Origin of the sequence: Streptomyces sp. JW3, from assembly GCF_052216785.1 — a bacterium.
Classification (GTDB): Bacteria; Actinomycetota; Actinomycetes; order Streptomycetales; family Streptomycetaceae; genus Streptomyces.
In genome coordinates, this window is record NZ_JBQOUX010000101.1 from 18,234 (window position 1) to 27,708 (window position 9,475).

A 9,475-nucleotide genomic window follows, 5' to 3' on the forward strand; every position below is an offset into this window, starting at 1 on the left:
TGTGCAACCGGAAGAGTTCACCCTGGTCCGCGACGCCCTGCGCACATGCGCGACCCGGCACCGCGTCGACACCGCCGACGCCGACGGACCGGATGCCCGGGCCGCCGCCCGCCGGGCGCTGGACCAGCTGGGCCTGGCGGAACTGCGCCGGTCCGCCCCGCCGGCCGCGACGGCGCAGGAGTGCGCGCTGCTCGCCGAGGACCACGGCGCACAGCCGCTGACCACCTCCCTGCTCGGCACCGCCCTGCTCGCCCCGGAGCTGCTGCGTCTCCTCGACGCCCCGGACTCGGCGACCCGCCCGGCCCTCGCTCTCGCCGCCGACCTGCGCTTCCCCGGCGCCCACCCGCACGCGCTCGTCGCCTGGGACTGCGACGGGGCCGACAGCGCGCTGTGGGTGGCGGCCGACGGAGCCGTACGGCGGGTCGGCCTCGGCCGGCCCGTGCCGACCGCCGATCCGCTGCGGGACGTGCGCACGGTCCCCGACGACGACGGCACGTTCCTCGGCCGGCTCGACCCCGACGCCCTGCGGCGCTGGCAGGCCCACGCGCTGGTGATGGTCGCCGCCGAACTGACCGGTGCCGCCACCGCGTTCCTGGAGCTGAGCACCGACTACGCCCGCGACCGCCGCCAGTACGGACGTCCGATCGGCTCCTTCCAGGCCGTGCAGCACCTGCTCGCCGACGCACTGGTGCTGGCCGAGGGGTGCGCCAGTGCCACCCGGTACGCCGCCTGGTGCCTGGACCACGAACCGCCCGACCGCGCGCTGACCGCGGCCCGGATCGCCAAGGCCGAGGTGAACACCTCGGCGGTGGAGGCGGTGTACGCGGGCATGCAGGTGTTCGGCGGCATCGCCCAGACCTGGGAACACGTGGCCCACCTGTACCTGCGCCGGGTGCTCATGGGCGCCCGGCTGCTGGCCACCACGGCCGACCTGCTGCCGCTCCTGGCCGACGACGTCGCCCCGGCACCCGCCGGGGTGCCCCTGGCGGCCGTGGCGGCCGAGGAGGAGGCGGCGTCATGAGCACCCCCCCACTGGACTTCGGCAACCCTGCCGACCTGGAGCGCCTGCGCCGGGAGCTGCGTACCTGGCTGGCCGCGAACCCGCTGCCGGCCCGCGCCCCGGACGAGCCGTACCCGGTCTTCCTGCACCGCTGGCACCGCATGCTGCACGCCGGCGGCTGGGTCGGCCTCGACGTGCCCGGCGAGTACGGCGGTCGCGGCCTGACCGCCCTGCACCAGGTCGCCGTCAGCGACGAGCTGGGAGCCCGGGGCGCGCCCGGCGTCCCCCGGATCGGCTATCTCGCGCACGCCCTGCGGGAGTTCGGCTCCGAGGAGCAGTGCCGGCGGCTGCTGCCCCGGATGCTGGCCGGTGACGATCTGTGGTGCCAGGGCTTCAGCGAGCCGGGCGCCGGCTCGGACCTGGCGGGCATGAGCACCCGCGCCGACCGGGGACCGGACGGCCGGTACACCGTCAACGGGCACAAACTGTGGACCAGTTACGCCCAGCACTCCCAGCTGTGCCTGCTGCTGGCCCGCACCGACCCCGAGGGCCCCCCGCACGCCTCGCTCTCGGCGTTCGTGCTGCCGCTGGACCGGCCCGGGGTGACGGTCCGGCCGTTGCGGGCGGCCAACGGCGACGACGAGTTCTGCGAACTGTTCCTCGACGACGTGTCCCTGGAGGAGGCCGACCGGATCGGCGCCGAGGGGGACGGGTGGGCGCTGGCGATGACGACCGTGGCCTATGAGCGCAACGCCCTGGACACCGGGCACCTGTCGACGTACGGACTGCTCGTGGAGCGGCTGCGCCGCCGGGCGCGTCAGGACCGGGACAGCCTGCCCGACGGACTGCTGCGCGACATCGGCCGCTGTGTCACCGACTACGGGGTACTGGTCGCCCATGCCCGCCGCCGCACCGCCGAGCGGCTGGCCGAACGGAGCGCGGGGCCGGAGTCGTCGGTGGACAAACTGCTGATGACCCGTGTCGAACAACGGCTGTACGAGACCGCGCTGAAGGTGTTCCCCGAGCAGGTGTACGGGGAGCCCGGTGAGATCCTCGGCGCCTATCTGTACTCCAGGGCCGCCTCCGTCTACGGCGGTACGTCACAGATCCAGCGGAACATCATCGCCAAACGGCTGCTGCGCCTGCCGGACGGCGACCGTGGCTGAACGGAGTCCCGTCATGCGGCACGAACTGGAACACCGCTCCATCCCGAACGTGATCAGAGCCGCCGCCCGGCGCCACGGCGACGCGACGGCCCTCGTCGAGGGCGAGCGGCGGATCGGTTTTCGCGAACTGGAGGAGCTGATGCTGCGGGCCGTGGCGGCGGCGCGGGCGCTGGGCATCGGGCCGGGCGACCGGGTCGGGCTGTGCGCGCCGAACTCGGCCGAGTGGATCGTGGCCGCGCTGGGCATCCAGGGCGCCGGCGGCATCCTGGTCCCGCTCAACACCCGGTTCAAGGCGGGCGAACTCTCCTACATCCTGCGCCGGTCCGGCGCGAAGGCGCTGTTCGCCGCCGCGTCCTTCCTCGGCACGGACTACACCGCCGAGCTGAGGCGGACCGACCCGGAGCTGCCCGCGCTGGCCACCACCGTGTCCCTGCTCGGCCCGCGCGGCGCGGCCGACCTGGCGTGGGAGGAGTTCCTGCGCCTGGGCACCGTCTCCCGGGCGGCGCACGAGGCCGTCGACCGGCTCGCCCCGGACGACATCAGCGACGTGATGTTCACCTCCGGCACCACCGGCCACCCCAAGGGCGTCGTCCTCACCCACGGGCAGTCGCTCAGGGCCTACGGCTGGATGTCGTCGGAGTACGGCTTCCGCGCCTCGGACAGTTTCCTGGTCGTCCCGCCGTTCTTCCACTGCTTCGGCTACAAGGCGGGGTGGCTCGCCTCGTTCCTGCACGGTGTGACGGTGATCCCGATGGCCGTGTTCGACGCGGGCCGGGCACTGGAGCTGATCGAACGGGAGCGGGTCGGCATCCTGCTGGGTCCGCCGACCGTCTTCCACGACCTGCTGCACCACCCCACCCGCCCGGGCCGCGACCTGTCGTCGCTGCGGGTGTCCATGACGGGCGGCTCGACGATCCCCGAGTCCCTGATCCACGCCATGAAGAAGGACCTGTCCTTCGACATCGTGCTGAGCGCCTACGGACTGACCGAGGCATCTGCGCTGGTCACCACCACCCGCGTCGGCGACACGGAGCAGACGGTGGCCCGCACCACCGGGCGGCCCGTCCCCGGCGTCGAGGTCCGGCTCACCGACACCTCGGGGAAGGACACGCCGCCCGGCGAGGACGGGGAGATCCGGGTGCGCGGCTACAACGTCACCCGGGGCTACTGGGACGACCCCGACGAGACCGCCGCGGCCATCGACACCGACGGCTGGCTGCGCACCGGGGACATCGGCCACCTCGACGGGGCGGGCAACCTGGTGATCGTCGACCGGAAGAAGGAGATGTACATCGTCGGCGGCTTCAACGCCTACCCGGCGGAGATCGAGAAGCTGCTGCTGGAGTGCGAGGACATCGCGCAGGCGGCGGTCATCGGCGTGCCCGACGAGCGGCTGGGCGAGGTGGGCTGCGCCTTCGTCGTCCCGGCGCCGGACGCCCGTCCCACCGAGGACGGCGTGCGGGCGTGGGCGCGGGACCACATGGCCAACTTCAAGGTGCCCCGCCATGTCCGGATCGTGGACGCGCTGCCGCGCAACGCGAGCATGAAGGTGCTCAAGGACGACCTGCGCGCCCGCTACGGCAAGGGCGGTGAGCGCTGATGGAGGGTCCGCTGTCCGGGGTCACGGTGGTGGCGCTGGAACAGGCCGTGTCGGCACCGATGTGCACCCGCGCCCTCGGCGACTTCGGCGCCCGGGTGATCAAGGTGGAGAACCCCCGGGGCGGTGACTTCGCCCGGCACTACGACGACGTGGTCGGTGGTCTGGGCGCCCACTTCGTGTGGGCGAACCGGGGCAAGGAGTCGGTCGCCCTGGACCTGAAGTCCGAGGCCGGCCTCGCCGTGCTGCACCGGCTGCTGGACCGCGCCGACGTGCTGGTCTCCAACCTCACCCCCGGCACCACCGCCAAGCTGGGCCTGGCCCCCGCCGACCTGGCGGTGCGGCACCCGGACGTGATCGCCGCGGAGATCGACGGGTACGGTCCCGGCGGCCCCCTGTCCCACAAGCGCGCCTACGACCTGCTCGTGCAGGCCGAGTCCGGGGCGTGTGCGGTGACCGGGCGGCCGGGGGCGCCCGCCAAACCGGGCCCGCCGGTGGCCGACGTGGGCAGCGGTCTGTACGCGGCGCTGTCCGTGGTGGCCCTGCTGCACGGCAGGGGACGGGGACGTCCGGTCGCGCCCGTCGCGGTGAGCATGTTCGACACGATGACCGAGCTGATGGGCTACCCGCTGACCTACACCCGGCACTCCGGCGTCGAACAGCAGCCGCTCGGCATGGGTTCCCCCGCGGTCGCCCCGTACGGCGCGCACCGCACCGCCGACGGGCAGACGGTGGTGCTGGGCACCACCAACGACCGCGAGTGGCAGCGGCTGGCACGGGAACTGCTGGGCCGGCCGGACCTGGCGGACGACGGACGGTTCGCGACCAACGCGGGACGGGTGGCCCACCGGGCCGTCCTGGACGCCGAGATCACCGCCTGGTGCGCCCGGCACGACCTGGCCGACGTCCAGCAGCGCGCGGACGCCGCCGGGATCGGCAACTCCCGTTTCAACACCCAGGCCGACGTCCTGGCCCATCCGCACCTGACGGCCCGCGACCGCTGGCGGCAGATCGACACCCCGGCCGGGCCGGTGCCCGCGCTGCTGCCGCCGCCGGTCGTCGCGGGGTACGAGCCGCCGATGGGGGCGGTGCCCGCGCTGGGCGAGCACACCGACGCCGTGCTCGGCGAACTCGGCCTCACCGACGCCGAGATCGCGGCGCTGCGCGAGCAGGGAGCCGTACGGTGACCGTGCTGCGCACCGACGACGCCGACGGCGTACGGACCCTGACCCTGAACCGGCCGCACCGCAAGAACGCCATCGACGCCGAGCTGTGGGACGCCCTGCGCGCGGCCCTGGAGGCGGCCGGGCGGGACCGGGGCGTGCGCGCGCTGGTCCTCACCGGCGCGGGGGACGCCTTCTGCTCGGGCGCCGACATCTCCCAGGGACTCAGCGCCGTCCACCCGGTGTACCGCATGCGCACGCTGACCGAGGTGACGCTGCTGCTGCACGAGCTGCCCGTGCCGACGGTCGCCAAGGTGACGGGGGTGGCGGTGGGCGCGGGCTGGAACCTGGCGCTGGGCTGCGACCTGGTCGTGGCGACGCCGCGGGCCCGGTTCTCGCAGATCTTCACCCGGCGGGGCCTGTCCCCCGACTGCGGCGGCTCCTGGCTGCTGCCCCGGCTCGTCGGCCTCCAGCAGGCCAAACGGCTCGCGCTGCTGGCCGAGACGATCGACGCCGAGCAGGCGCGGGCGCTGGGCCTGGTGACCTGGGTGGTGGCCGAGGACGAGGCGGACGCCTTCGTCGACGGTCTCACCGCGCGCCTGGTGGCCGGCGCCCCGGTCGCGCTCGCGCAGACCAAGGCGCTGCTCGACGAGGGTGCCACGGCCACCCTGCGCGAGGCACTGGCCGGAGAGGCCCGCGCCCAGGCGGCCAACTTCGCCACCGCCGACGTTCGAGAGGCGTACGCGGCGTTCGCCGACGGACGCGAGGCCCACTTCACCGGCGCGTGGGCCGTGCCCGGCACCGGCGCCGGACGACGGAAGGACGAGGAGTGAACCGGGAAGCGGTGATCGTCGGGGCGGTCCGTACCGCCGTCGGCAAGCGGGGCGGTGGCCTGTCCGGCGTCCATCCCGCGGACCTGTCCGCGGCCGTGCTCGGCGCCCTGGCCGAGCGGACCGGGATCGACCCGGAGGTGGTCGACGACGTCATCTGGGGCTGTGTGTCCCAGATCGGCGACCAGTCGAGCAACATCGGCCGGTACGCGGTGCTGGCGGCGGGCTGGCCGGAGAGCGTGCCGGGGACGACGGTCAACCGGGCGTGCGGATCGAGCCAGCAGGCCCTCGACTTCGCCGTGCAGGCGGTCCTGTCGGGCCAGCAGGACGTGGTCGTGGCCGGCGGTGTGGAGGTGATGAGCCGGGTGCCGCTCGGCGCTGCGAAGGCGGACGGGATGCCGTACGGCCCCCAGGTCCTCGACCGCTACCAGGGATTCGCCTTCAACCAGGGGGTCTCGGCGGAGCGGATCGCGCGCAAGTGGGGGCTGAACCGGGAGCGGGTCGACGCGTACGCGGCGCTCTCGCACGAACGGGCGGCGGCGGCGCAGGACGCGGGGGCGTTCACGGCCCAGATCGTGCCGGTGGCGGGGGTCGACGCCGACGAGGGCGTCCGCCGCGGCACCAGCGTGGCGAGCCTCGCCAGGCTCAAGCCGTCCTTCCAGGAGGACGGGGTGATCCACGCGGGCAACGCCTCGCAGATCTCCGACGGCGCGGCGGCCCTGCTGGTCACGACCGCGCAGAAGGCCCGCGCGCTGGGGCTGGCGCCGCTGGTCCGCTACCGGGCCGGCGCGGTCGTCGGCTCCGATCCGGTGCTGATGCTGACCGGGCCGATCCCGGCCACCGAGAGGGTGTTGCGCAGGGCGGGGCTCGGGCTCGGGGAGATCGGGGTCTTCGAGGTCAACGAGGCGTTCGCGCCCGTCCCGCTGGCCTGGCTCGCCGAGACCGGCGCCGACCCCGAGCGGCTCAACCCGCTCGGCGGAGCCATCGCCCTGGGCCATCCGCTGGGCGGTTCGGGAGCGGTCCTGATGACCCGCATGATCCACCACATGCGCGCGCACGGCCTGCGCTACGGCCTGCAGACCATGTGCGAGGGCGGCGGCACCGCCAACGCCACCGTCGTCGAACTCGCGGACTGAGCGGGGAAGTCACCGTGCGCAGAGACGTCTTCACCGCCGACCACGAGGATTTCCGGGAGCTGGTCCGGGACGTCGTGGCCAAGGAAGTGGTCCCCCACTACACCGAGTGGGAGAAGGCCGGGCGGCTGCCCCGCTCCTTCTTCGAGCGGCTCGGCTCGCTGGGCCTGCTCGGCATGGCGGTCCCCGAGGAGTACGGCGGCGGCGGACAGCCCGACTACCGCTACAACGTGGTCCTCCAGGAGGAGGCGGCCCGCGCCCTGGTCACCCTGGGCACGGTCCGCACCCAGCTCGACGTGGTCCTGCCGTACTTCCTGGCCTACGCCGACCGCGAGCAGCGGGCCCGCTGGTTCCCCGGGCTGGCCGCCGGGCGGCTGCTGAGCGCCGTCGCGATGACCGAACCCGGCACGGGCTCCGACCTCGCGGGCATCCGGACGAGCGCCGTCCGGGACGGCGACACCTATGTCCTCAACGGCGCGAAGACCTTCATCACCGGCGGACTGCTGGCCGACCTGGTCATCGTGGTGGCACGCACCGCGCACGATCCCGATGACCGGCGGGCGGGGCTGACGCTGCTGGTGGTGGAGGACGGCATGCCCGGGTTCAGCCGCGGCCGGGTGCTGGACAAGATGGGCATCAAGGCGCAGGACACGGTGGAGCTGGCCTTCGCCGACGTACGGGTGCCGGTCGCCAACCGGCTCGGCGAGGAGGGCCGGGCCTTCGCCTACCTCGGGCACAACCTGCCGCAGGAGCGGATGACGGTCGCGGTCGGCTCGGTGGCGCAGGCCCGTGCGGCGCTGGAGGCGACCCTCGCCCACGTGAAGGAACGCGAGGCGTTCGGCAGCACGGTCGCGTCCTTCCAGAACACCAAGTTCGAGCTGGCCGCCGTGGCCGCCGAGGTGGAGGCCGCGCAGGCGATGCTCGACCGGGCCGTGCTCGAACTGGTCGACGGCCGGCTCTCCGGCGCCGACGCCGCCAAGGTCAAGCTGTTCTGCACCGAGGCGCAGGCCCGCGCCGTCGACCGGTGCCTGCAACTGTTCGGCGGACACGGCTACCTGCTGGAGCACCCGATCGCCCGGCTGTACGCGGACGCGCGCATCACCCGCATCTACGCCGGGACCAGCGAGGTCATGAAGGTCATCATCGCCAAGTCCCTGGGGTTGTGAGACATGGAGGACTTCTCGGCCCTGCCGGGCACGGCGCTCGTCGCGGGCGGCACCGGCGGCATCGGCGCGGCGATCGTCCGCACCCTCGCGGCCCGCGGCAGTGACGTCGCGTTCACCTACCGCAGCAGCGCGGAGGCCGCCCGGGCGCTCGCCGACGAGGTGGCGGACGGCGGACGCCGGGTGGCGGCCGTCCGGCTCGACCTGACCGACGAGGACGCCACCGGCCAGGCGGTACGCGAGGCCGCGGCGGACTTCGGTGGCCTGCACACTCTGGTCTACGCGGCGGGACCGCATGTGCCGATGACGCATCTGAGCAAGGTCACCCCGGGTCAGTACCGCACCCAGCTGGAGGCCGACGCGGTGGCGTTCTTCAACCTCGTGCACCCCGCGCTGCCGCTGCTGCGGGTCAGCCGGGGCAGCGCCGTCGCCGTGACGACGGTCGCCACCCGGCGTTTCCCGGTCCGCGACGGACTGTCCTCGGGCGCGAAGGGCGCCGTGGAGGCGGTGGCCCGGGCGCTGGCCGCCGAGGAGGGACGGTACGGCGTCCGCGTCAACTGCGTCGCCCCCGGCATGCTGACGGACGGCATCGCGGGACGGCTGGTCGACTCCGGCGAACTGGACGAGCGGGCCCTGGCCGTCACCCGGCGCAACATTCCGCTGCGCCGGTTCGGGCGGGCCCAGGACATCGCGGAGGCGGTGGCGTTCCTCGCCTCCGGCCGGGCGGGGTTCATCACCGGACAGGCGCTGGGCGTCGACGGGGGATACAGCGTGTGAGGGCGCCGGACTCCCGGCCGGGCGCCTGGACGTCCGTCCCCCCGGTCCACTCGCGGCAGAGGGCGCACACCACGCCGAGTCCGCCAGGTCCCAGTGCTCACCGCGCGTCCCCTGCGGGACGCCCTACCGCGGACCGGACCGTTGAGGTCGTCCCGGACTTCGGCCCTGTCCGGCACCGGCCGCTACCGCTCGCCGTGACGCGGTCCTACGGACGGCGTCACGGTCGGGGCCGCACCAGCCCGCTCTGGTAGGCGACGACCACGAGCTGCGCGCGGTCACGCGCGTGCAGTTTCGCCATCGACCGGGCGATGTGGCTGCGTACGGTGAAGGGACTGAGCACCAGTCGATCGGCGATTTCCGTGTTGGACGCGCCGTGCGCGGCCAGCGCCACGACCTCGCGTTCCCGCTCGGTCAGGACGTTGTCGACATCCGGCGTGACCGTACCGTCGTCGTCGGGGGTGGCCAGAAAGCGTGCGACCAGGGCGCGGGTCGCGCCGGGGGACAGCAGCGCCTCACCGGCCGCCACGGTGCGGATGCCGGACAGCAGCGCGTCCGGGCTGCTGTCCTTGCCGAGGAAACCGCTGGCACCGGCCCGCAACGCCCTGGCCACGTTCTCGTCGTTCTCGAAGGTGGTCAGCACCAGGAC

General features: G+C 73.9%; 9 protein-coding genes. 8 read left to right on the forward strand and 1 reads right to left on the reverse strand.

Annotated elements, in window-relative coordinates; translation table 11 throughout:
- Position 1: 1 nt before the first annotated feature.
- The 8 genes from ACTT8P_RS30355 to ACTT8P_RS30390 are packed head-to-tail and all read left to right on the forward strand — an operon-like array spanning position 2 to position 8,829.
- Positions 2–1,021, forward strand: coding sequence for an acyl-CoA dehydrogenase family protein (locus ACTT8P_RS30355; protein WP_442834980.1), 1,020 nt, complete (start codon positions 2–4; stop codon positions 1,019–1,021).
- Positions 1,018–2,166, forward strand: coding sequence for an acyl-CoA dehydrogenase family protein (locus ACTT8P_RS30360; RefSeq protein ID WP_442834981.1), 1,149 nt, complete (start codon positions 1,018–1,020; stop codon positions 2,164–2,166). The genes ACTT8P_RS30355 and ACTT8P_RS30360 overlap by 4 nt, the downstream gene beginning before the upstream one ends.
- Positions 2,167–2,179: 13 nt before the next feature.
- Positions 2,180–3,766: a FadD3 family acyl-CoA ligase gene (locus ACTT8P_RS30365; protein ID WP_442834982.1), complete on the forward strand. Its 1,587-nt coding sequence runs from the start codon at positions 2,180–2,182 to the stop codon at positions 3,764–3,766.
- Complete coding sequence (locus ACTT8P_RS30370; protein WP_442834983.1) at positions 3,766–4,950, forward strand: CaiB/BaiF CoA transferase family protein; 1,185 nt, start codon at positions 3,766–3,768, stop codon at positions 4,948–4,950. The genes ACTT8P_RS30365 and ACTT8P_RS30370 overlap by 1 nt, the downstream gene beginning before the upstream one ends.
- Positions 4,947–5,759 carry an enoyl-CoA hydratase/isomerase family protein gene (locus tag ACTT8P_RS30375; RefSeq protein ID WP_442834984.1) on the forward strand — a complete coding sequence of 271 codons (813 nt, stop codon included), beginning with the start codon at positions 4,947–4,949 and terminating at the stop codon, positions 5,757–5,759. Before ACTT8P_RS30370 ends, ACTT8P_RS30375 begins: the two co-directional genes overlap by 4 nt.
- Positions 5,756–6,892, forward strand: a complete 1,137-nt coding sequence (locus tag ACTT8P_RS30380; RefSeq protein ID WP_442834985.1) for a thiolase family protein — start codon at positions 5,756–5,758, stop codon at positions 6,890–6,892. Before ACTT8P_RS30375 ends, ACTT8P_RS30380 begins: the two co-directional genes overlap by 4 nt.
- A 14-nt stretch (positions 6,893–6,906) precedes the next feature.
- A complete protein-coding gene (locus ACTT8P_RS30385; RefSeq protein WP_442834986.1) occupies positions 6,907–8,055 on the forward strand; it encodes an acyl-CoA dehydrogenase family protein in 1,149 nt (382 codons plus the stop codon).
- A 3-nt stretch (positions 8,056–8,058) separates the two neighbouring features.
- The gene (locus tag ACTT8P_RS30390; protein WP_442834987.1) at positions 8,059–8,829 is read left to right on the forward strand and encodes an SDR family NAD(P)-dependent oxidoreductase; all 771 of its coding nucleotides are present in this window, start codon (positions 8,059–8,061) and stop codon (positions 8,827–8,829) included.
- 217 nt (positions 8,830–9,046) lie between these two features.
- On the opposite strand, the gene ACTT8P_RS30395 is transcribed toward ACTT8P_RS30390, so the two are convergent.
- Positions 9,047–9,475, reverse strand: a 429-nt coding sequence (locus tag ACTT8P_RS30395) for a response regulator transcription factor (RefSeq protein ID WP_442834988.1), incomplete at its 5' end; no start/stop codon positions are given.